16 protein-coding genes and 2 pseudogenes are annotated in these 22072 nt (G+C 73.7%); 4 read left to right on the top strand and 14 right to left on the bottom strand.

Features of this window, described 5'->3' with window-relative positions; all coding sequences use genetic code 11:
* Nucleotides 1-61: 61 nt before the first annotated feature.
* The 9 genes and pseudogenes from ACVV2G_RS09215 to ACVV2G_RS09255 all read right to left on the bottom strand — a co-directional run bounded on the left by ACVV2G_RS09215 (nt 62) and on the right by ACVV2G_RS09255 (nt 11998).
* Entirely contained in the window at nt 62-217 is a 156-nt protein-coding gene (locus ACVV2G_RS09215; protein ID WP_453842120.1) for a hypothetical protein, read from the bottom strand.
* Nucleotides 218-353: 136 nt separating this feature from the next.
* Nucleotides 354-1673 (bottom strand): annotated as a pseudogene (locus ACVV2G_RS09220) (SWIM zinc finger family protein); the annotation flags it as partial.
* Nucleotides 1674-3184: 1511 nt separating this feature from the next.
* On the bottom strand, nt 3185-6232 hold the full coding sequence (locus ACVV2G_RS09225; RefSeq protein WP_453842121.1) for a DEAD/DEAH box helicase: 3048 nt from the start codon (nt 6230-6232) through the stop codon (nt 3185-3187).
* A gap of 111 nt (nt 6233-6343) precedes the next feature.
* Nucleotides 6344-6925: a sugar kinase gene (locus tag ACVV2G_RS09230; RefSeq protein ID WP_453842122.1), complete on the bottom strand. Its 582-nt coding sequence runs from the start codon at nt 6923-6925 to the stop codon at nt 6344-6346.
* A complete protein-coding gene (locus ACVV2G_RS09235; RefSeq protein ID WP_453842123.1) occupies nt 6922-8070 on the bottom strand; it encodes an ROK family glucokinase in 1149 nt (382 codons plus the stop codon). The genes ACVV2G_RS09230 and ACVV2G_RS09235 overlap by 4 nt, the downstream gene beginning before the upstream one ends.
* A gap of 151 nt (nt 8071-8221) precedes the next feature.
* A complete protein-coding gene (locus ACVV2G_RS09240; RefSeq protein ID WP_453842124.1) occupies nt 8222-9016 on the bottom strand; it encodes an ATP-binding cassette domain-containing protein in 795 nt (264 codons plus the stop codon).
* The gene (locus tag ACVV2G_RS09245) at nt 9013-10053 is read right to left on the bottom strand and encodes an ABC transporter permease (RefSeq protein ID WP_453842125.1); all 1041 of its coding nucleotides are present in this window, start codon (nt 10051-10053) and stop codon (nt 9013-9015) included. The genes ACVV2G_RS09240 and ACVV2G_RS09245 overlap by 4 nt, the downstream gene beginning before the upstream one ends.
* Nucleotides 10050-11054, bottom strand: a complete 1005-nt coding sequence (locus ACVV2G_RS09250) for a sugar ABC transporter substrate-binding protein (RefSeq protein ID WP_453842126.1) — start codon at nt 11052-11054, stop codon at nt 10050-10052. Before ACVV2G_RS09250 ends, ACVV2G_RS09245 begins: the two co-directional genes overlap by 4 nt.
* Before the next feature lie 206 nt (nt 11055-11260).
* Complete coding sequence (locus ACVV2G_RS09255) at nt 11261-11998, bottom strand: myo-inositol degradation transcriptional regulator (RefSeq protein ID WP_453842281.1); 738 nt, start codon at nt 11996-11998, stop codon at nt 11261-11263.
* A gap of 129 nt (nt 11999-12127) precedes the next feature.
* Here ACVV2G_RS09255 and ACVV2G_RS09260 point away from each other — a divergent pair.
* Nucleotides 12128-13126: pseudogene (locus ACVV2G_RS09260) on the top strand (Gfo/Idh/MocA family protein); the annotation flags it as partial.
* 321 nt (nt 13127-13447) lie between these two features.
* Here ACVV2G_RS09260 and alc read toward each other — a convergent pair.
* Together alc and allB are read right to left on the bottom strand one after the other, a co-directional pair.
* Nucleotides 13448-14578 carry an allantoicase gene (gene alc / locus ACVV2G_RS09265; protein ID WP_453842127.1) on the bottom strand — a complete coding sequence of 377 codons (1131 nt, stop codon included), beginning with the start codon at nt 14576-14578 and terminating at the stop codon, nt 13448-13450.
* Nucleotides 14579-14621: 43 nt separating this feature from the next.
* On the bottom strand, nt 14622-15977 hold the full coding sequence (allB, locus tag ACVV2G_RS09270; protein ID WP_453842128.1) for an allantoinase AllB: 1356 nt from the start codon (nt 15975-15977) through the stop codon (nt 14622-14624).
* 232 nt (nt 15978-16209) lie between these two features.
* Here allB and allR point away from each other — a divergent pair, with 232 nt between their 5' ends.
* Nucleotides 16210-17013 (top strand): allantoin degradation transcriptional regulator AllR, encoded by an 804-nt coding sequence (gene allR / locus ACVV2G_RS09275; protein WP_453842129.1) that lies wholly within the window; start codon nt 16210-16212, stop codon nt 17011-17013.
* Nucleotides 17014-17212: 199 nt separating this feature from the next.
* On the opposite strand, the gene ACVV2G_RS09280 is transcribed toward allR, so the two are convergent.
* Nucleotides 17213-17527, bottom strand: a complete 315-nt coding sequence (locus tag ACVV2G_RS09280) for a DUF5955 family protein (protein ID WP_453842130.1) — start codon at nt 17525-17527, stop codon at nt 17213-17215.
* Nucleotides 17528-17739: 212 nt separating this feature from the next.
* Here ACVV2G_RS09280 and ACVV2G_RS09285 point away from each other — a divergent pair, with 212 nt between their 5' ends.
* Nucleotides 17740-18339 carry a nucleotidyltransferase family protein gene (locus ACVV2G_RS09285; RefSeq protein ID WP_453842131.1) on the top strand — a complete coding sequence of 200 codons (600 nt, stop codon included), beginning with the start codon at nt 17740-17742 and terminating at the stop codon, nt 18337-18339.
* 183 nt (nt 18340-18522) lie between these two features.
* On the top strand, nt 18523-20145 hold the full coding sequence (gene aceB / locus ACVV2G_RS09290; protein ID WP_453842132.1) for a malate synthase A: 1623 nt from the start codon (nt 18523-18525) through the stop codon (nt 20143-20145).
* Between the two features lie 71 nt (nt 20146-20216).
* Here aceB and ACVV2G_RS09295 read toward each other — a convergent pair whose 3' ends face one another.
* Nucleotides 20217-21131 (bottom strand): HipA family kinase, encoded by a 915-nt coding sequence (locus ACVV2G_RS09295; protein ID WP_453842133.1) that lies wholly within the window; start codon nt 21129-21131, stop codon nt 20217-20219.
* A gap of 396 nt (nt 21132-21527) precedes the next feature.
* Complete coding sequence (locus ACVV2G_RS09300) at nt 21528-22064, bottom strand: ArsR/SmtB family transcription factor (RefSeq protein ID WP_453842134.1); 537 nt, start codon at nt 22062-22064, stop codon at nt 21528-21530.
* Nucleotides 22065-22072 lie beyond the last annotated feature (8 nt).

Consider the following 22072-nt stretch of genomic DNA (forward strand, 5'->3'; position numbering starts at 1 on the left):
GGGGGATGGGGAGGGTGGGTGGTGTCCTTCTGGACCGCTGCCCGCCCACCGCCCATCGGTTCTAGCTCTTCGGCAACTCGGCCCACACGCGTGCGGCCATTCCGTCGGCCTCGTCCTGCGGGGTTCCCGCCCGTACCAGGATGATCCCGCGGGACTGGTCCGGGAACGTCACCTCCCGCATCTCCGTACCCAGCGGGCCCCTCGGCTCGTCCGACATGGCGGCCTCCCTTCGACGGCTGCCGCACACGCTAGAGGGACGGCGCGCGAAAGACGAGGACCCTCCGCCAGACGGACCACACCCCGGCGTCGCGATCCGGCCGGACCCCGGAGCCGGCCGGGGGCCGGGCCGGCGGTCAGAGATCGCCGGGGCCGCCCAGGCCCGTCAGGGCGCCGACCGGGTCGAGGTCGGGGGTGCCGCGCGGCCACCAGTCGTCGCGGCCGGGCTCCGACTCGTAGGCGTACCAGAGCCCGGCCCGGCCCAGCCGGAGCTGCACGTGGCCCAGGGGGTGCGTGAGGCGGTTGCGCCAGGGGCGGAAGGCGGGGAGGTCGGCGGCGAGCAGCAGCGGGCGGGCGCGGTCGAAACGGCCGGCCGGCGGGTCCCAGGGCTCCTCCAGGACGTCCAGCCCGTCCGGGCCGCCCTGGCGCCAGGCGGCCACCGCGCGCGCCAGCTCGGTCGTGCCCCGGCCGGCGGCCTTGGCGAGGGACGCGTAGAGCGCCCGGGTGCCCGCGGTGAGACCGGAGCCGGGGCGGGCCGCGGCGAGGCGGACGGCGTCCCGCCACAGCGTCAGCCCGCCGACCGGGTCGCGGCCCGTGGTGAGCAACGCGTGGGCGCGGGCGGCGGCGTCGGTCGCCAACTGGTCCAGCGCGAACGGGTCGGGGCCGCCGGGCGCCGCCGGATAGGCCGGCGGCTGTTCGGGGTGCGGGGGCGCGGGCAGCGGCGCCGGGAGGGGCGGCAGGGTCCGCTCCGCCAGGGCCGCACCGGCCCGCACTCCTGGCAGGGGCGCCGGTCCGCGCTCCTGGGCGGCACGGGCGGCGCGGGCCGCGTTCAGCCGGGACAGGGTGTCCAGCAGTTCGCGTTCACCCCGGCCCCGCAGCAGGAGCAGGACGAAGGGGTCGGCGTCGAGCAGGCGCGCCGTCTGGTAGCAGAGGGCGGCGGCGTGCTTGCAGGGGTGCCCGGAGTCCGGGCAGCTGCACTGCGGGGAGAGGTCGCCGGGGCCGGGGAGCAGGGGGACGCCGCAGTCGGCCAGGGAGTGCGGCAACTCCTTGTCGAGGAGGGCGGCGATGTGCCCGGGCCGCTCGACGGCGGCGTCCAGGAACCGCTCCCAGTCGGCGTCGTCCAGCGTGCGCAGCCGCACCTGCACGCGGTAGGGCCGGGGCCGGCTGCCCTGCACGTAGGCGAGGACCAGGCCCGGCGTCACGGTGATCGCGTCGACGTGGCCCCGCTCGGCGTACCCGCGCCCCCGCGCCAGCCGCGCGGCGTCCAGGGCGCCCTCCTCCAGGGCGGTCACCCAGGCGTTCCCCCACCACGTCCCGGCGAAGTCCGCGGGCCGCGCGTCCTGTGACGGCGAGCGGGGCGAAAGGGCGGGGAAGGTACGCCGTAGCTCGCTGTCCCGGTCAGGGGCCGCCATCGAGCGGGGGGCACGGGGGTGAGCGGCCGAGGCGGGGGGTGCGGGCAGTGCGGGGGCTGTGGGGAGCGCCGCGGGGCGGACCTCGTCGTGCGTCCCCCGGGGGCCAGTTTCCTGCGGGTCCAGGGACCGGGTCTCGTGCGGTTCCAGGGACCGGGTCTCGTGCGGTGCCCGGCGTGGAGTCCGACGCGCATCCCGGTCCCGGTCCGGGCCCTCCGGTTCATGCTCCGGGTGCGCCGCCGCCCCACGGTTCGGCGGGCGCGGTGGCTCGTACGACGAGGTGGGTGCGGACGCGGACTCCGCGTGCGGCGCCTTCGCAGCTGCGGCCGAGTCCGGGGAAAGGCCGCGGGCGGTCTCTTGGGCGGGAAGGTTCTTCCTGGTGGCCGGTGCGTCTCCGGTGGCCGGGCCCTCCCCGGCGGCCGGGCCTTCCCCGACGGGCAGGTTCTCTCTGGCGGGCCGGTTCTCCCCGGTGATCGGGCTCTCCCCTGCCAACAGGTTCTCCCTGGTGGTCAGCGCCTCCCCGGTGACCGGGCCCTCCCCGGCGGGCAGGTACTCCCCGGCCCGCAGGTTCGCCCCGGCCGGCAGGCTCGCCCCGGTGGTCGGCGCCTCCCCGGGAGGCAGGGTCTCCCCGCCGGGGTCCGCCTCCGGGGGCAGCCGGAACGCTTCCGCCACGAAGTCCCGCAGGGCACGGGCGCGGGCGGCGGCGGTGGGCGAACCGCCGGCCCCCTGCTGACCGAGGACCGGGCGGGACGGCCGGCGAGGACCCGCCGCGCCCGTCGCCGCCGACTCCGACTCCGACTCCGAGTCCGCCTGCGCCTGCCGACGTGCCGCCCGCAGTGCCTCACGTGCCACGTCCGCCGGCCGGCTGTCCGGTACGTCGCCGGAACGGCCCGCCGGAGTGGGCGTCGCGTTCCCGCCGGCGGTGCCCGGCTGAGCGGACACCGGCGCGTCCTCGGACCGGCCGGCCCGCTCTCCCGGGGCGCCGGGTGTGTCAGACGGGCTGTCCGAGGGCTCCTTCGGTGCCGCCTCGATCCCTTGCGCGGTGCGGGCGTTGCGCAGCGCCGCGCGTGCGATGTCCCCCGGGCGCGGCCCGGTGGTGCGCTCCTCGTCGGGGCCGCCCTGGTCCCGGCCCCCATCCCGGTCGCGGATCTGGTCACGACCGCGATCGTGGTCCTGCGCCTGGTCCCGATCGAGGTCGCGCTCCCGATCGAGGGCACGACCCTGTTCCAGGGCACGGCCCCGATCCAGGCCCCCTTCCAGGTCACGGTCACGGTCACGATCGAGTTCGCGGTCCCGTTCCCGCTCTGGCACGCGTTCCCGGTCGCGGTCCTGGGCTCGGCCCCGCTCCTGTCCACGGGTCCGACCCTCGTGACGGCCCGGGCCGCGGGAGCGGCTCCCGCTGCCGCCCTGCTCCCCCGCCGGCTCCTGCTCCCTGGCGTCGGGGTCGGTGGTGGAGCCTTCGTCGTCCGCCGCCGCGGCGGAGAGGGAGCCCGGCGCGTCCTCACCGCGTTCGCGCGCCGCGCGCAGGGCGCGGCGGGCCTCGTCGGCGGGCCGGGGGGTCATGACGGCCTCCGCAGGGACACCAGGTCGGACAGTTCACGGACGGTCAGCTCGGTGAGGGCGGACTCGCCGGAGCCGAGGACCGCGTCGGCCAGGACACGCTTGGACTGGAGCATCTCGGCGATGCGGTCCTCGACGGTGCCCTCGGTGATGAGTCGGTGGACCTGGACCGGCTGGGTCTGGCCGATGCGGTAGGCGCGATCGGTGGCCTGCTCCTCGACGGCCGGGTTCCACCACCGGTCGAAGTGCACGACGTGGCCCGCACGGGTGAGGTTCAGGCCGGTGCCGGCGGCCTTGAGGGACAGGACCAGGACGGGCGTCGCCCCGCTCTGGAAGCGGTCCACCATGCGCTCCCGCTCCGGGACCGGCGTACCGCCGTGCAGCAGCTCGACGGGGACCGCGCGAGCGGCCAGGTGGGAGGTGATGAGGCGGGCCATGCCGACGTACTGGGTGAAGACGAGTGCCGAGCCGTCCTCCGCGAGGAGCGTGTCCAACAGCTCGTCCAGCAACGCGAGTTTGCCGGAGCGGGCGCTCAGGCGGTCGCCGCCGCCCGGCGGATGCTCCTCCTTCAGGAACAGCGCGGGATGGTCGCAGATCTGCTTCAGCGAGGTCAGGAGCTTGAGGACGAGGCCCCGGCGCCCCATGCCCTCCGCCGACTCGATGGCGAGCATCGACTCGCGCACCACGGCCTCGTACAGCGCGGCCTGTTCGCGGGTGAGGGGGACGGGGTGGTCCGTCTCGGTCTTCGGCGGCAGCTCCGGGACGATGCCCGGGTCGGACTTCCTGCGCCGCAGGAGGAAGGGGCGGATCAGCCGGGCGAGGCGCTCCACCGCCTCGTCGTCCTCGCCGTTCTCCACCGCTCGCGCGTGCCGGGCGCGGAAGGACTTGAGGGGGCCGAGGAGCCCGGGGGTGGTCCAGTCGAGCAGCGCCCACAGCTCGGAGAGGTTGTTCTCGACCGGCGTGCCGGTCAGCGCCACGCGCGCGGGGGACGGGATCGTGCGCAGGGCCTTCGCCGTCGCCGAGTAGGGGTTCTTGACGTGCTGTGCCTCGTCGGCGACGACCATGCCCCACCGCTGCTCGGCCAGCGTGGCGGCGGTGGAGCGCATGGTGCCGTAGGTGGTGAGGACGAAGCCGCCGGTCAGGTCGTCCAGGGTGCGGTCGGTGCCGTGGAAGCGGCGGACCGGGACGCCGGGCGCGAACCGGGTGATCTCCCGCTGCCAGTTGCCCAGGAGAGAGGCCGGGCAGACCACCAGTGTCGGTTCGGTCCGGGCCCGCTTGAGGTGCAGTGCGACGACGGTGACCGTCTTGCCGAGCCCCATGTCGTCGGCGAGGCAGCCGCCCAGGCCGAGCGAGGTCATGAGGTCGAGCCAGGACAGGCCGCGCAGCTGGTAGTCGCGGAGGGTGGCGCGCAGGCCGGGCGGCGGTTCGGCGGGCCCCACCCCGGCGGTGAGCCGGTCGCGCAGTGCGGCCAGCGCGCCCACCGGCACCACCTCGACCGTCTCGCCGTCCGCCTCCGCGCTGCCGGTGAGGGCGACGGACAGGGCGTCGACCGGGTCGAGCAGGCCGAGGTCGCGCTTGCGGGCGCGGCGTACCAGGGCCGGGTCGACCAGCACCCAGCGGTCGCGCAGCCGGACGACCGGGCGGTGGGCCTCCGCCAGGGAGTCCATCTCGGCCTCGGTGAGCGGGTCGCCGCCGATGGCCAGCTGCCAGCGGAACTGGAGGAGGTCCTCGCTCTCGAAGAAGCCCGTGCCGTCCGTCGCCGAGCCGGGCGCGGGGCGGACCACCGCGGTCGCGGTGAGGTCCTGGGCCAGGTCGCGGGGCCAGTGCACCGCGACCCCGGCGGCGGCGAGGCGGCCGGCGGCCACGCCCAGCAGGTCGGTCACCTCGTCCTCGGACAGGCTGAGGACGTCGGGCACGTCCTGCTCGGTGAGCCGGTCGAGCGGCGGCCAGACGCGCGCCGCGCGCCGCACCGCGAGGGCGGCGTCCACCCGCGCGCGGGGGCCGAACGCCGCGTCGGCCGATCCCGACCACAGGTCCGCCGCGTCGGTCACCAGGAGGGGGTCGGCGAGGCTGTGCACCTGCACGATCGCCGCTCCGGCGCCGCGTACGCCGCCGCCGTCGCCGTCCGCGTCGAACAGGTCGTACGCCGACAGGTCCAGGCGGAGCGAGATCCGCACGCCCGCGTCCATGCCGGCGGCGACCTCCGCGGCCCAGTCGTGGGCGCCGGGCAGGCGTTGCGCGCCGCGTGCGGCGAAGGGGCGGCCCGAGGCGTGGGGCGCGGCCGGGGTGCGGGGCAGGGTGTCGGCCACGGCGTCCAGGAAGGCGCGTACCAGTGCTTCCGGCTGCGGCAGCCGGATCGGGCCGGGGCCGTCCAGCGGCACCGCGTGGCCCTCCGGTGGCAGGGCGGCGGCGACCGCCCGCAGATGGGCGATGTCGTCGGGGTCCAGTGGGCCGGCCCGCCAGGCGTCGTGCCCGCTCGCCGTCAGACCGGGCAGCAGCCGGCCGCGTGCGGTGAGCCGCAGGGCGTGCAGGGCCGCGGCCCCCCAGCAGGCGGTGGCCGGGTGGGCGGCCGGATCGTGCCGGGCGCGCACCAGCAGGGGCAGCGCCGCGTCGAGGGGGAGCGACAGCGCGGGCGTCGTCCTGCGCCGCACCCCGGCGCCGTGCCGGCGTACGACGGTGAGCCGGGTGGGTCCGGCGGGCCGGGCGCCGCCCGGGGGAGACGGGACGGCAACGGACCCGCCGTCGCGCGACCGGGCGGTGTCCGCCCAGGACCCGGCGGCCGGGGCCCCGGCGGCCCCTCCCCCGGTGGACGCGGCGCCGGGCTCCGGTCCCGCGGGCGCATGCGCGTACTCGGCAGGTGCCGTGGCGACGGGACCGCCCTCCGGGTCCCAGAAGACGATCCGCCCGTCGCGCGGGAGGGGCGCGGGGAGGAAGACGGCCGCGAGCCGGAGGGGGACGGAGGGAAGGGCGCCCTCCGCCTGCTCGGGCGCTCCCCGTTCCCCCGCCGGTCCTGCGGCCGTCGTGTCCACCACAGCCATGTCGCTCATACGTCCTGTCACCTCCCGCCCGCCTGCCGGATCAGATGTCTTCGACTCTACGGGCGGGCTCTGACAATCGGTCCCGGCGGTCTGCCGGGCCCGCTCGTCAGGCGTGCCCGGTCAGGGGACCGTGCGGGAGACGACGTAGACCATCGGGTGGTCCGGGTTGTCCATGTTCACGACGACGTCCTGGGTGGGCGCCGGGTCCCGCTGCTCGTTGACCAGGCCCCACCAGGAGCCGGAGCCGCCGAACTCCCAGCCGGTGACCCGCTGGGCGCGGTCGCTGATGGCGATCCTGTCCCGCTCAAGGGCGCCCCGGTCGACGCCCAGCCCCGCCAGGAACGCGTCGAGGCCGGCGGCGGTGGTCTCGAACTGGACGTAGAGGCGGCTGGTCCTCCAGTTGTTCGTCTCGTAGTACGCGACCTCGTCGGAGGGGACCGGGACGGGGACCTCGTAGATGCGGCGCTGCAGCTTGGACGGCCAGCCTTCGGTCATGCCGGTCGCCGCGTACTTCGCCTCCTTCTCCCGGCCGCTGTCGCGGCTCTGGTTGGCGGAGATCACGAGGTAGCCGGCCGGGATGCCGATGAGCAGCACGATGATGAGCAGCGTGAGCGACCGGCGGCGGATCATGTGGCGGCGGTCCTCGGCCGGGGGGCCCGGTTCGTCCGGGGGGCCGGCCTGGTGGGGCAGGGAGTCCGTCACAGCGACTCCCGGGACGTGCGGCGGGCCTCCGCGTACCGCTCGTAGCGCTCGTAGCGCTCCACCCGGCGGCGATTGGCGCGGCGGAACCGGCGGGCGACCAGCCGGGCCAGGTCGGCGGCGCCCACCATGCCGGCCTCGGGGCCGAGCTGGGCACGGACGATGCGGGCCTCGGGGCGGTAGCCGCGGCCGGTGAGCTGGCGCTTGAAGGCGTCGCGTGCGGGGCCGATCAGCAGGTCGTCGGCGGCGCTGACCCCGCCGCCGACCACGAAGCAGGACGGGTCGAGGGCCGCGGCGAGGTTCGCGATGCCGACGCCGAGCCACTGGCCGATGTCCTGGAGGAGCTCGATGCACATGGCGTCGCCGTCGCGGGCCAGCTCGGTGATCATCGGGCCGGTGATGTCGCCGATGCTGCCCTTGACGTGCTCGATGATCCCGTAGGCCACCGGCGAGTCGGCGGCGGCCAGTTCGCGGGCCTCCCGCACCAGGGCGTTGCCGGAGCTGTACTGCTCCCAGCAGCCGCGGTTGCCGCAGGGGCAGCGGTGGCCGCCGGGCACGACCTGCATGTGGCCGAACTCGCCGGCGACCCCGTACTTGCCGCGCTTGACCTGGCCGTCCTCCAGGATCGCGCCGCCGATGCCGGTGCCGAGCGTGATCATGACGAGGTGGTCCTCGCCGCGGCCGGCGCCGAAGCGCCACTCGGCCCAGGCGGCGGTGTTGGCGTCGTTGTCCACCAGGACGGGCACCGCGAGGCGGCCGGCGATGCGGTCGCGCAGCGGCTCGTTGCGCCAGGACAGGTGGGGGGCGAACAGGACGCGGTTGCGGTCGGCGTCGACCCAGCCGGCCGCTCCGATGCCGACGGCGTGCACGTCGTGCCGGTCGGACAGGTCCAGGACCAGTTCGACGATGGTGTCCTCGACGACCTTGGGGCTCTTGGACTTGTCCGGGGTCTCCGTGCGGAGCTTCTCCAGGATGTTGCCGTCGGCGTCGACGACGCCCGCCATGACCTTCGTGCCGCCGATGTCGATGCCGACCGTGGGCACGCGGGGCGCCGTGAGGTGCGAGCGGCGTTCCTTCGTGCCCACGGTGCGCAGGACCGGGGCGCGGCGGGAGCCGATGGGGGCGGTGAAGTCGCGGTAGGTGCTCATCGGGTGCGATTGTGCCGCACGGCTGTGCCGGGTGCCGAATACGACGGGGTGGGTGCGACGGCTCGCCGCCGGGTACGGGCGCGTCGTGGCCGGCCGCGCCCCGCACGGCGGCGGCGCGGACCGGCACGGCCGCGCGCCCGCGCCCGCGCCCCTACGAGGGGCGTCGCAGCTCGTGGCGCAGGTCGTCCAGCTCGTTTCCGCCGGCCATCTGCCTCGTCAGCTCGTCCAGGGTGATGCCGTCCCGTTCGTGGTCGCCCACCATCGTGCCGCGCTTCAGGAGGACGAACCGGTCGCCCACCAGGTAGGCGTGGTGCGGGTTGTGGGTGATCAGGACGACCCCCAGTCCCTGGTCCCGTGCCGCCGCCACGTACTTCAGGACGACACCGGACTGCTTCACGCCCAGTGCCGCCGTCGGCTCGTCCAGGACCAGGACCTTCGCGCCGAAGTGCACCGCGCGGGCGATCGCCACGCACTGGCGCTCGCCGCCGGAGAGGGTGCCGATGGGCTGGTCGACGTCGCGGAGGTCGATGCCCATGCGCAGGAGTTCGGCGTGGGTGGTGCGGCGCATGTGGTCGACGTCCATGCGCTTGAAGGGCGCCACGCCCTTGCGCGGTTCGGAACCCAGGAAGAAGTTGCGCCAGACCGGCATGAGGGGGACGACGGCCAGGTCCTGGTAGACGGTGGCGATGCCGCGGTCCAGGGCCTCGCGCGGGGAGGAGAGGCGGGTCTCCTCGCCGTCGAGGCGCAGGGTGCCGCCGTCGTGCTGGTGCAGGCCCGCGATGATCTTGATGAGGGTCGACTTGCCGGCGCCGTTGTCGCCCAGCACGCAGGTGATCTCCCCGGCGTGGACCTCCAGGGAGACCCCTTCCAGGGCGCGGACGTTTCCGTAGTTCTTGCTGACGCCGGACAGTTCCACGAGCGCCGTGCGGTTTTCGGTCTGCGTCACTTGGTGGCCTCCGCGCGCTTGCGGACCCAGGCGTTGAGCAGGGTCGCGAGGAGCAGCATCGCTCCGAGGAAGAACTTGAACCAGTCGGGGTTCCACTCGGCGAAGACGATGCCCTTGCTGGTCATGCCGAAGATGAGGGCGCCGACCGCCGAGCCCACGGCGCTGCCGTAGCCGCCGGTGATCAGGCAGCCGCCGATGACGGCCGCGATGATGTAGATCAGCTCGTTGCCGACGCCCTCGCCGGACTGGACGACGTCGTAGGAGAAAAGCAGGTGCTGGCCCGAGACCCAGGCGCCGAAGGCCACGCCCATGTAGAGGCCGATGCGGGTCCTGGTGACCGGGACGCCGACCGCGCGTGCCGCGTCCTTGTTGCCGCCCACCGCGAAGATCCAGTTGCCGGCCCGGGTGCGCAGCAGGATCCAGCTGGCGACGGCCACCAGGGCGAGCCACCACAGGATGGTGATCTTGAAGCCGACGCCGCCGAGGGTGAGCGTGGAGGCGAAGACGTCCCGGGCGGAGGGGAAGCCCTCCATGTCGGCGATCGTCTTGGTGGAGACGGTGCCGTCGATCAGCTTGGTGAAGCCCAGGTTCAGGCCGGTCAGCATCAGGAAGGTGCCGAGCGTGATGATGAAGCTGGGCAGCCTGGTGCGGGTGAGCATGAAGCCGTTGAAGGCTCCGATCGTCAGGGTGACCAGCAGGGAGACCCCGACACCGACCCAGACGTTGGCGGTCATCTGGTAGCTGAACATCGACGAGACCAGGGCCGACGAGGTGACCATGACGCCCGCGGACAGGTCGAACTCGCCGCCGATCATCAGCAGCGCCACCGGGACGGCCATGATGCCGATCGTGGAGGCGGCGTAGAGCACCGTGCTGAGGCTGGCGGCGTTCAGGAAGCTGTCGGCGAAGAACGCGAAGAAGACGAAGACGGCGATCGCGCCGACGACGGAGCCCAGCTCGGGGCGGCTCAGCGGTTTCCGCAGCGGCGAGGTCTGCAGAATCCTTTCGTCAGCGTCCTTCGCCTGCGTGACGCTCATCGGGTGCCCCGCTTCGTGAAGTCGGTCAGCGCGGCGGCGTCGTCCTTGGTGATGATCTGCGGCCCGGTGAGCACCGGCCGGCCGCCGCCGAGGACGTCGGCGTTGTACTTGTACAGCCACAGCAGGTCGACCGCCTCGTAGCCCTGGAGGTAGGGCTGCTGGTCGACGGCGAAGCCGAGGGTTCCGTCCTCGAGGCCCGCGGCCACCTTGGCGTTGAGGTCGAAGGTGTCGATCTCGGCCTTGCTGTCCGCGCCCTGCTTGGCCTTCACCGCGGTGTCCGCGTAGGGGGCGCCCAGGGTGACGACCGCGTCGAGGGACTTGTCGGTCTGGAGCTTGGCCTCGAGGGCGGACTGCACGTCCGGCATGCTGGTGCCGTTGACGTAGAGCCGCTCGACCTGGCCGTCGAAGGTCTTCTCCACGCCGTCGCAGCGCTGCTCGTGGCCGACGTTGCCCTGCTCGTGCAGGACGCAGACCGCCCGCTCGCGTCCCCGCTCGTTCAGCTCCTCGCCGACCGCCTCGCCGGCGATCGTCTCGTCCTGGCCGATGTGGGTGAGCGCGCCGAAGGCCTTGGACTCCTGCGAGCCCGAGTTCACGGTGACCACCGGGATGCCCGCCTTCCGGGCACGGGCCAGGGCGGACTTCATGGCGTCGGGCTTGGCCAGCGTGACGATGATCCCGTCGACCTTCTTGTCGATGGCCGCGTCCACCAGCTGCGCCTGCTGCTGGGCCTCGTCGTCCTGCGAGTACAGGAAGTTGATGTTGTCCTTCACCGCGGCCTGCTCGGCACCGCTCTGGACGATGTCCCAGAACGAGTCGCCATCACCCGAGTGAGTGATCATCGCGAAGGTCCAGCGGGGCGTGTCCACCGCGGCCCCGCCCCCGGCGGAGGCGGCCTTGCGGGCGTCCTCGGCGCGCTTGCCGCCCGTGCCGCTGCAGCCGGCCAGGGACAGCGACAGTGCCCCTGCCAGCGCGATGCCCACCCATGTCCGAAACCGTGCCACGAGGCCGTGCCCTTCTTGCTGTGCCGTGCTGTGCGTGCCGGAGCGCCGGGGGACCCGGCCGGGTTCCGGCGACCCAAACGCCCCATTGTCCGACACCGGAAACGATCACCCGGCGCCGGGGAGCAGGTGTCGGTCACATTGTCCGGACATGGGGACCGGCGCGCGCGGTGAACGGTCGCCGGCGCGGGGCCACCGGCCGGCGCGGGTCAGGAGCGCACGAGCAGCTGGAACTCGAAGGAGTAGCGGGACGGCCGGTAGGTGTGGGCGCCGAACTCGACCGCGCGTCCCGTGTCGTCGAACGTCGTGCGCTCCATGGTGAGCAGCGGGGCGCCCACGTCCTCGCCGAGCCGCTCGGCCTCGTCGGCGGTGGCGGCGCGGGCGCCGATGCACTGGCGGGCGCTGTGCAGGGTGATCCCGGCGGCGCGCATCAGCCGGTACAGGCCGGTGGCCTCCAGCGGCCCGGTGTCCAGGTCGACGAGGCCGGGCGGCAGGTGGTTGCACAGGTACGCCATCGGCTCCCCGTGCGCCAGGCGGAGCCGCTCCACCCGGTGCACGTCGCTCCCCTCGGCCACACCGAGCGCGGCGGCGACCTCGGCGGTCGCGGGGACGACGGTGTTGACCAGGACCTTCGTGGCCGGACGCTGACCCGCCGCCTCCAGGTCGTCGTACAGGCTGCTGAGTTCGAGCGGGCGTCTGACCTTGCTGTGCACGACCTGGGTGCCCACGCCCCGGCGGCGCACGAGCAGGCCCTTGTCGACGAGGGACTGGATGGCCTGGCGGACGGTGGGCCGGGACAGGCCGAGCCGCGCGGCCAGCTCGATCTCGTTGCCCAGCAGGCTGCCCGGGGTCAGCGCGCCGTGTTCGATCGCGGCCTCCAGTTGCTGCGCCAGCTGAAAGTACAGCGGCACGGGGCTGCTGCGATCCACGCTGAGGTCCAGCGACACGGTCGGGTCCACTTCTGGTTTCGGCACGCGCCGAGCGTAGCTCCGTGCGCTGTTGACGGGAAGTTGTGTAGTTCGGTTGTCCGGACATACGCATTGACAGGGCGCGCGCCGTGCGCCCACTTTGATTCCATGCGCATCGGGGTCATCGGTACGGGCCGCATCGGCACCGTTCACGCCAACACGCTCAGCCGCCATCGCGACGTCGGGTCCCTGATCCTCACGGACGCCGATCTCGGGCGGGCCCAGGACCTGGCCCACCGGCTCGGCGAGACGGCGGCTCCCGGGGTGGACGAGATCTTCCGGTGGGGCGTGGACGCCGTGGTGATCACGACGGCCACACCGGCCCACGCCGAACTGATCGGCCGGGCAGCGCGCTCGGGGCTGCCGGTGTTCTGCGAGAAGCCCGTCGCGCTGGACCTGCCCGGCACGCTCCAGGCGATCGCCGAGGTGGAGGCCGCCGGGACGGTTCTCCAGATGGGCTTCCAGCGGCGCTTCGACGCCGGCTGCACGGGGGCCCGCGAGGCGGTGCGGTCCGGGCGGCTCGGCCGGCTGCACACCGTCCGGGCGGTGACCAGCGACCAGGCGCCGCCGCCCGCCGCGTATCTGCCGCAGTCCGGCGGGCTCTACCGGGACACGCTCATCCACGACTTCGACGTCCTGCGCTGGGTGACCGGGCGGGAGGTCACCGACGTGTACGCCGTCGGGTCCGACGCCGGGCCGCCGATGTTCCGCGCGGCGGACGACGTGGACACGGGCGCGGCACTGCTCACGCTGGACGACGGCACGCTGGCCACGGTGACCGCGACGCGGCTGAACGGCGCGGGTTACGACGTGCGCATGGAACTGGCCGGGGAGCTGGACCAGATCGTCGTCGGCCTCGACGACCGTACGCCGATCACCTCGACGGAGCCCACCGGTCCGCCGGCCGCGGACAAGCCGTGGACCGGTTTCGTGGAGCGGTTCGGGCCCGCGTACGAGGCGGAGCTGGCCGCCTTCGTGGAGGTCGTGCGCGGCGAGCGGGCCAACCCGTGCGACGGGCGTGAGGGGCTGCGGGCCCTGCTGATCGCCGAGGCCTGCGAGATCTCCCGGCGGGAGCGCAGACCCGTGCGGCCGGCGGAGGTCCCGGGGGCCGGGGCGTCCGGGGAACCGGGGGGGGTGAGGGCTGCCCGCCGCCCGGGCACCGGCGACGGCCCGGCGACCGGCCCTCCCCGCAGGACGCGGGGCACGGCCTTCGTGGTGCCGCTCGCGGGCGCCCGGGTGCGCCGGTGGAGCGCATGGAGGCCCGCACGACGACACGCGTACCAGTACTGGGGGAACGCGCGCCCGCGGCGCACACAGGACACTGCCGACGGTGACGTGACACCCGCGGCGCACCCAGGAAGCCGGTGGTCGTGCGCGTGGGGCGCGCCGGTGCTGTCCAGGCCGGGCGCACCCCACAGGTCGGGTGGGTCAGCCGCCGAGCTCCTGGTGGCGGGCGGCGAGGCGGGCCCCGCCGTCCTCGGTCAGGGAACCGAACAGGCGCAGCCGGGAGATGCCGCCGTCGGGGAAGATGTCCACGCGCGCGTGGGTGCCGACGGCCGCCTCGGGCAGGACGAACCGGTGGTTGGTGTCGGGCTGCATGCGGGTGCGCGGCAGGACCTCGCGCCACTCGCCGTCCTCGCCGTCGCGTACGGACACCGTCGCCCAGCCGGCCGAGTTGCCCTTCAGGTACGCCGTGTCGATCTCGATCGCGCGGATCCGCGAGCGGTCGACCAGTCGGTAGCGGATCCAGTCGTTGCCCTGGTCGCGACGGCGCCTGGTCTCCCAGCCGTCGTCCATCTTGCGGGAACGGCCCGGCTGGATGGTGTTGGTGGCCGGCGAGTAGAAGAGGTCGGATGCGTCCTCGACCCGGCCGCCGTTCTCCAGCGCCACCACGTCGAAGGTCCCGAGGGCCGCGAGCCACGCCGGGTCCGGGACGACCTCGCCGTACACGCGCAGCCGGGCGACGCCCCCGTCGGGGTGCTGCTTGAGGCGCAGGTGGGTGAAGCGCTGCTCCGCCGAGACGGCGAAGCCGTTGGCCGCGTGGCCGCCGACCGCCGTGCGCGGGACCAGGGTCGTCCACTTGACGTCGTCCGCGAGCAGTTCCTCGGGCGACGGGGAGCCCGCGACCGAGGCGCCCTCGACGGAGACCGCCTGCGGGTAGTTGCCGCGGAAGTGGGCCGTGTCGACGACGATGCCGCGGATCACGCCGGGAGCGCCGAGGCGGATGAGCGCCCAGTCGTGGTCGTCCTCGGTGGGCCAGGGGTGCCCGGCCGAGGCACCACGGCGCCGGCGGGTCTCCCAGCCGTCCATGACCTTGCCCTTGTGCCCGAAGTGCTCGGGGTCGAACGCGGCGGGCTCCGGCACCAGCAGGTTCTCGCGCTGGGCGAAGAACTCGTCGTTGGCGGCGACGACACCCGCGCCGAGCTGCCGGTCGGCAAGGTTGGCGTACTGGGTGAAGGGGAGGTCGGCGGTGCGGTAGTCCGCGTACGGGTCGCCGCCTCCGTAGGGGTTCGCGTCTCCGGTGAAGCTCGCCAACGAGGTGTTCTGCTGGGCCGTCACGGTGATCAGGTGTTCCTTCCACGTCGTTCGGGGTGTGTGTGGTTCAGGGGGTCCGGACGCGTCGGGCCCGGTCGAGGAGCCGTCCCTTCGGCTCGGTGAACGCGCCGTCCGCCACCACGCGCTGTCCGCGCAGCCAGGTGGACTTCACGACGCCGTACAGGGTCCTGCCCGCGTACGCGGTGACACGGTTGCGGTGCTGGAGGGCGGCCGGATCGACGGTGAACGTCTCGTCGGGAGCGAGGACCGCGAAGTCGGCGTCGTGGCCGGCCGCGATGGCGCCCTTGCGCCCGTCGAGCCCCACCTGGCGTGCCGTGTGCGCCGACATCCAGCGGACGATGTCCTCCAGGCCGTGGCCGCGCTCGCGGGCCGCGGTCCACATGGCCGGCAGGCTGAGCTGGAGGCCGGCGATACCGCCCCAGGCGGTGGCGAAGTCGTCGGTCTTGAGGTCGGCGGTGGACGGCGAGTGGTCGGTGACCACGCAGTCGATGATGCCGTCCGCCAGCGCCCGCCACAGCAGGTCCTGGTTGGCGGCCTCGCGGATGGGCGGGCAGCACTTGAACTCGCTCGCGCCGTCCGGCACCTCCTCGGCGGTGAGGGTGAGGTAGTGGGGGCACGTCTCGACCGTGACCCGTACGCCCTCGGCGCGGGCCTCGGCGATCAGCGGCAGGGCGTCGCCGGAGGAGAGATGGAGGACGTGCACGCGGGCGTTGAACCGCTTGGCCTGGGCGAGGAGGCCCGCGATCGCGGTGTCCTCGGCGTCGCGCGGGCGGCTGGCGAGGAAGTGGGAGTACTTGGGGCCGCCCTGCTGCGGGGCGGCGGCCAGGTGGTGCGGGTCCTCGGCGTGCACGATCAGGAGGCCGTCGAAGGCGGTGATCTCCGCGAGGGACCGGGCGAGCTGCTCCTGGTCGAGGTGCGGGAACTCGTCGACGCCCGACGGCGACAGGAACGCCTTGAAGCCGAAGACGCCGGCCTCGTGCAGCGGGCGCAGGTCCTTGACGTTGTCGGGCAGGGCGCCGCCCCAGAAGCCGACGTCGATGTGCGCCTTGTCGGCGGCGACCTCGCGCTTGGTGCGCAGGTGCGCGACCGTGGTGGTCGGCGGGACGGAGTTGAGCGGCATGTCGACGAGGGTGGTGATGCCGCCGGCCGCCGCGGCGCGGGTGGCGGTCCAGAAGCCCTCCCACTCGGTGCGGCCGGGGTCGTTGACGTGCACGTGGGTGTCGACCAGGCCGGGCAGGACGACGTGGTCGCCGACGTCCTCCAGCCGGGCGCCCGCGGGGACGGGGGCGTCGTGCGGCAGGACGGCCGTGATCTCGCCCCCGGTCACCGCGACCGACGCGGCGCGCGTCCCCTCGGGAGTGATGACGCGCGTCGAGCGCAGCACCAGTTCAGCGTCGGACACCCGAACCCCTCTCTCTGCCGTCGATTTCAACGTTCTGTTGAAGGAGTCTTCATTCCCGGTTCCCCCGCGTCAAGAGGCACCCTTTGGGCGGGCGTGACCGGGGCGTAGCCCTGGATGTTTCCACAAAGCGGAAATAGAATTCCAGCAAGCAGAACGTAGCTACGTACAAGCCGGTAGTCAACCGGCCGCCGGGTACGCTTCTTTCTCCCGCCAGCCCCGAAAGGAACGTGCCGTGCCGACGTCCAGCGCCAGCACCACCGACTCCGCCAGGTCCGCCACAGGTGGCGTCCAGTCCCTGGAACGCGCCTTCGACCTGCTCGAACGGATGGCGGACGCGGGCGGCGAGGTCGGCCTGAGCGAGTTGTCCGCGAGCAGCGGGCTGCCGCTGCCGACCATCCACCGCCTGATGCGCACCCTCGTGGCCTGCGGTTACGTGCGCCAGCAGCCCAATCGCCGGTACGCGCTCGGCCCGCGTCTGATCCGGCTCGGCGAGTCCGCCGCCCGGCTGCTCGGCACCTGGGCCCGCCCGCACCTGGCCCGGCTGGTCGAGGAGACCGGCGAGACGGCCAACATGGCGCTGCTCGACGGGGACGAGATCGTGTACGTCGCCCAGGTGCCGTCCAAGCACTCGATGCGCATGTTCACCGAGGTCGGCCGGCGCGTCCTGCCGCACTCGACGGGGGTCGGCAAGGCGCTCCTCGCGGACTTCCCGGCCGACGAGGTACGGGCCCTGCTGGGCCGCACCGGCATGCCGGCGGCGACCGAGAAGACGATCACCACGCCGGACGGCTTCATCGCGGCGCTGGAGGACGTGCGGCGCCAGGGTTACGCGATCGACGACAACGAGCAGGAGATCGGCGTCCGCTGCCTGGCCGTCTCCGTGCCGAACTCCCCCACCGCGGCCGCGATCTCGATCTCCGGCCCGGCCGGCCGGGTCACGGACGCCGCCACCGACCGGATGGTGCCGCTGCTCCAGCAGGTCGCGGCGGAACTGTCGGAGGCACTGCTGGCCTCGAACGGCACTCCGGCCGCGTAACCGGCGCCGCCGACCACCTCCCGGCGGGGCTCAGCGGCGCGGGGTCCAGCAGGGCGGGCTCCGGCCATGCGAGGCTCAGCCGCGCGGGGTCCAGCAGGGCGGGGTGTCCAGCAGGGCGGGGCTCAGCGGTGCGGAGTCCAACGGGGCGGGCGCTCCAGCCGTGCGACGTTCGGCCGCGCGGAGTCCAGCAGGGCGGGGCTCAGCGGTGCGCGGGCCCGCCGAAGAGGGCCACGGCCCGGCGGACGTCCGCCAGGGCGCGCGCCAGGGCGCTGACCGAACCGAGCGCGCCGACGATCAGCAGCAGGGAGCGGTGCAGCCGGGGCACCTCGGGGACCCCGTGCGCCGTCATCGCGGCCAGGTCCGCCAGTTCGTCCTCGGCCACGGCCCGGTCCGGGAAGTCGGCGGGCAGCAGGGCGAGCTGGCGGCGCAACCGGGACACCGCGGTCCGCAGTGCCGCCACCCGCACCTCCTCGCCGCCGGCCGCCACCCGCTCCTGCTCCGAGCTCCGCAACACAGCCCCTCCCCCTCGCGCTCCGTCGCGCACCCCTACGCGGTGAACGTGCCGAGTGCCCTCCCGGTCGCCGACCGGGCGCAAGGGGACGCGCGCCAGTAAACGCCACCCGGCGCCGCCCGCGCCACCGGGCGGAGCGAAATCCAGTCCCCCGACCGCCCGCCGGACCCGCCGAACACCGCGGCGTCCGGCGGGCGGTCGGGTATGCAGGACGCATGACGGACAACGAAGACCAGGTGGTGGGACTGCTGCTCGCCGCCGGGGGCGGCCGGCGGCTCGGCGGACGGCCCAAGGCACTGCTCCACCACCGCGGACGGCCACTCGCCGAACACGCGGTCGCCGCGTTGCGCGCGGCGGGCTGCGCCCGCGTACACGTCGTCCTGGGAGCGGGCGCCGGGGACGTACGGGCGCGGGTGGCGCTCGACGGATGCGTACTCGTGGACAACCCCGGCTGGGAACAGGGCATGGGGTCGTCGCTGGGTGCCGGGCTCGGCTCGCTGGCCGGCACCGGCGCGCGGGCCGCACTGGTGTCGCTGGTGGACCAGCCCGGCATCGGCGCGGAGGCGATGGCCCGGGTGCGTGCCGGGTACCGCGACGAGAACTCGCTCGTCTCGGCGGCGTACGCCGGTGTGCGCGGGCATCCCGTCCTCCTCGGCGCGGCCCACTGGGCGGGGATCACGGCGACTGCCACCGGGGACCGGGGGGCACGCGCCTACCTGAGGGAGCGCGAGGCGGAGATCGCGCTCGTGGAGTGCGGGGACGTGGCGCTGCCGTACGACATCGACACCGAGGCCGACCTGCGCCACCTCGAGTGAGGGGTGTGGCACTGGGCGCCACCATTCCTCGAACCGGAGAATCTCGACATCAACACACCTTGAAGTTCCACAATGAGGAAACTACTATCCACTGACCAGAAGCACCCACCCGCACATCGGGTGCGCTATGTCCCCTACGCGCCCTCTGGCACCCGGTGCCACCGCTGAAGGAAGTGACAGCTCATGTCCGCACCAGCGCCGTCCCCGCTGGCCATCGTCGACGCCGAGCCCCTGCCCCGGCAGGAGGAGGTCCTCACCGATGCGGCGCTCGCCTTCGTGGCCGAGCTGCACCGGCGGTTCACGCCCCGGCGTGACGAACTCCTCGCCCGCCGTGCGGAGCGCCGCGCCGAGATCGCCCACACCTCCACGCTCGACTTCCTCCCGGAGACCGCCGCCATCCGCGCGGACGACTCCTGGAAGGTGGCACCGGCACCGGCCGCGCTGCAGGACCGCCGGGTCGAGATCACCGGCCCGACCGACCGCAAGATGACCGTCAACGCGCTCAACTCGGGCGCGCGGGTCTGGCTCGCGGACTTCGAGGATGCCTCCGCGCCGACCTGGGAGAACGTCGTCCTGGGCCAGCTCAACCTGACCGCCGCCTACACCCGCACCATCGACTTCACCGACGAGCGCACCGGCAAGTCGTACGCCCTGCGCCCGGACGGGGAGCTGGCGACGGTCGTCATGCGCCCGCGCGGCTGGCACCTCGACGAGCGCCACCTCCAGGCCGACGGCCGTGCGGTCCCGGGCGCGCTGGTCGACTTCGGCCTCTACTTCTTCCACAACGCCCAGCGCCTGCTCGACCTCGGCAAGGGCCCGTACTTCTATCTCCCGAAAACGGAGTCGCACCTGGAGGCCCGCCTCTGGAACGAGGTCTTCGTCTTCGCGCAGGACTACCTAGGCATCCCCCAGGGCACCGTCCGCGCCACCGTCCTGATCGAGACGATCACGGCCGCGTACGAGATGGAGGAGATCCTCTACGAACTGCGCGATCACGCGGCCGGGTTGAACGCGGGCCGCTGGGACTACCTGTTCTCCATCGTCAAGAACTTCCGGGACGGCGGCGCCAGGTTCGTGCTGCCGGACCGCAACGCCGTGACGATGACCGCGCCGTTCATGCGCGCGTACACCGAACTGCTCGTCCGCACCTGCCACAAGCGCGGCGCGCACGCGATCGGCGGCATGGCGGCGTTCATCCCGTCCCGCCGCGACGCCGAGGTCAACAAGGTCGCCTTCGAGAAGGTCCGTGCCGACAAGGACCGCGAGGCCGGTGACGGCTTCGACGGCTCCTGGGTCGCCCACCCCGACCTGGTCCCGATCGCCATGGAGTCCTTCGACAAGGTCCTCGGCGACAGGCCGCACCAGAAGGACCGCCTGCGCGAGGACGTCGACGTCGAGGCGGCCGACCTGCTCGCGATCGACTCGCTGGACGCCAAGCCGACGCACGCGGGTCTGGTCAACGCCGTGCAGGTCGGCATCCGCTACATCGAGGCGTGGCTGCGCGGCCTCGGCGCGGTCGCCATCTTCAACCTGATGGAGGACGCGGCCACCGCCGAGATCTCCCGCTCGCAGATCTGGCAGTGGATCAACGCGGAGGTCGTCCTGGACAACGGCGAGCAGGTCACCGCCGAGCTGGCCCGCAAGGTCGCCGCCGAGGAGCTGGCGAACATCCGCGCCGAGATCGGCGACGAGGCCTTCGCCGCCGGCAACTGGCAGCGGGCCCACGACCTGCTGCTGACGGTCTCGCTCGACCAGGACTACGCCGACTTCCTGACGCTGCCCGCGTACGAGCAGCTGAAGGGCTGACGCCCGGGCCCCTCGGGTCACCCGCGCCCCCGGTACCGCACGGCACCGGGGGCGCGGGCGGGCCGCGTACGTCAGCCCAGGTGCGCGGACCAGTCCTGTTCGGCGGGCGGCTTGCCGTGCAGGTCGGGCACCCGCTTGAGCCAGTCGGGGCGGCCACGCCGGGTGCGCTCCGCGCGCGCGGCGTTCTCGGCGGCGAGTTCCTCACGGGTCGGGAAGTCCGTGGGCAGCCAGTCGCGCGAGGCGCGGACGCGCGCGGACAGGTAGCCGACGTAGGCGTCCCGGACCTCGCCCGGGGAGCCGAAGCCGGCCTCGCGGGTCAGCCAGTCGTCCGGCACCCGCGCCACCACCTCGCGCAGCAGCTCCTCCGTCACCTTCGGCGCCAGCTCGGCGTCGGCCGCCCGGACGTCGGGCGCGTAGGGGCCGAGGGCGTGATGGCGGAAGTCGTACGCCTTCTCGGGCGCGGAGGCGTCCCAGCGGTGGTGGAAGACGAGGGCGGCCCCGTGGTCGATGAGCCACAGGCGCGGGGGCGCGACGCCGAGGGTGGGCCACACCATGAGGTTGGAGCTGTGCACGGTCCGGTCGACGTTCACGGTGAGGGCGTCCAGCCAGACGACGCGGCCGGCCTCCCCGGAGCCGACCGGGAAGTCCCGCACGATCTCCGGCGTGAGGTCGGTGCCGCCCGACAGGTAGTCCATACCGAGGTTGAGCCCCGCGCTCGCGTTCAGCAGGTCCCGCACCTCCTGGTGCGGTTCGTCGGCGGCGGTCGCGGGATCGAAGTGGGCGAGGACCAGCTCGGGCACCCTGAGCCCCAGCTCACGGGCCAGCTCACCGACGATCACCTCGGCGACCAGCGCCTTGCGGCCCTGCGCGGAGCCGGTGAACTTGACGACGTAGGTCCCGAGGTCGTCGGCCTCGACCAGTCCCGGCAGCGAGCCACCCTCACTCAGCGGCGTGATGTAACGGGCGGCGATGACGTTTCTCAGCATTTTCGCAGCCGCCCTACCCCTTCATCCTTACGATCCATGGCCACCTTCCGAGGTACCGGCCGGGCGCCTTTGCCCATGACCCACCCCGCATCAGCCCCGGGGAGAATCCGGGGAGTTTCGATCGGCACGCTGATCTCCCTCTCTCCCCGGCAGTACGTCGATGGCCGTCCGCCCCTTGCTCCCGGCCTCCGGCATGAAGGGTGCATAGTAACCGAGGGTGATCACCGGTGAGGAGTGGCCCGGCCACCGGACCACCGTCACCACGGACTCCCCCGCCTCCAGCATGATCGAGGCAAAGGTGTTCCGCAGCACGTGAAAGCCTCCTTCGGGGCCGCACCCTCGATCGCCTGGACCTGACGTCGGACGTGGACTCGACGCCGACGGACCGGGGCGGAGTCAGCGGCGCGCCGCGGTGACCATCACCAGCAGAGGGACGAGGCGGGTGGGGGGGATCTGATAGCGGCCGCGCCCCGTCGTCTCCAGCCAGCCGGCGGAGACGAGTTGCCGCAGATGGTGGTAGATCTGGCCGGTCGTCCCGAGCCCCTCCAGCTCGATGAGCTCGGCGACCGCCGTACGCCCCCCAGCCAGCGCCTGGACGAGGCGCAACCGCACCGGGTGACTCAGCGCCCCCAACGCGTCGGCCGCCTCCGACCAGTCCGAGCTCAGTATCGAGTCGGTGGCGTCGGACCGCTCCCACTCGACGACCTCCCCGTCGAGGCCGACCACGGACCCGGCGAACAGGACTCCGCCGCGCGCCGCTTCCTGGAGCCGCCCGCGGAGCTGGGGCAGCGCCCAGTAGGCCTCGGCCGGCGCTTCGTCGGGGCTGGGGCCCCGGTACTCGCCGTCCAGCCTGGCTTCGATGTCGGAGAGCCGCCGCGACATGTCGGCGACCTGCCCCGCCAGGGCTTCCCAGGAGGGCGCACACTCATTCATCAAGCCAG

The organism is Streptomyces sp. JK94 (assembly GCF_053613315.1).

Coding starts and splice junctions, on each gene's coding strand:
- ACVV2G_RS09215 (WP_453842120.1), bottom strand. CDS start 217: ATGTCGGACGAGCCGAGGGGCCCGCTGGGTACGGAGATGCGGGAGGTG.
- ACVV2G_RS09225 (WP_453842121.1), bottom strand. CDS start 6,232: ATGAGCGACATGGCTGTGGTGGACACGACGGCCGCAGGACCGGCGGGG.
- ACVV2G_RS09235 (WP_453842123.1), bottom strand. CDS start 8,070: ATGAGCACCTACCGCGACTTCACCGCCCCCATCGGCTCCCGCCGCGCC.
- ACVV2G_RS09245 (WP_453842125.1), bottom strand. CDS start 10,053: ATGAGCGTCACGCAGGCGAAGGACGCTGACGAAAGGATTCTGCAGACC.
- ACVV2G_RS09285 (WP_453842131.1), top strand. CDS start 17,740: ATGACGGACAACGAAGACCAGGTGGTGGGACTGCTGCTCGCCGCCGGG.
- aceB (WP_453842132.1), top strand. CDS start 18,523: ATGTCCGCACCAGCGCCGTCCCCGCTGGCCATCGTCGACGCCGAGCCC.
- ACVV2G_RS09295 (WP_453842133.1), bottom strand. CDS start 21,131: ATGCTGAGAAACGTCATCGCCGCCCGTTACATCACGCCGCTGAGTGAG.
- ACVV2G_RS09300 (WP_453842134.1), bottom strand. CDS start 22,064: ATGAATGAGTGTGCGCCCTCCTGGGAAGCCCTGGCGGGGCAGGTCGCC.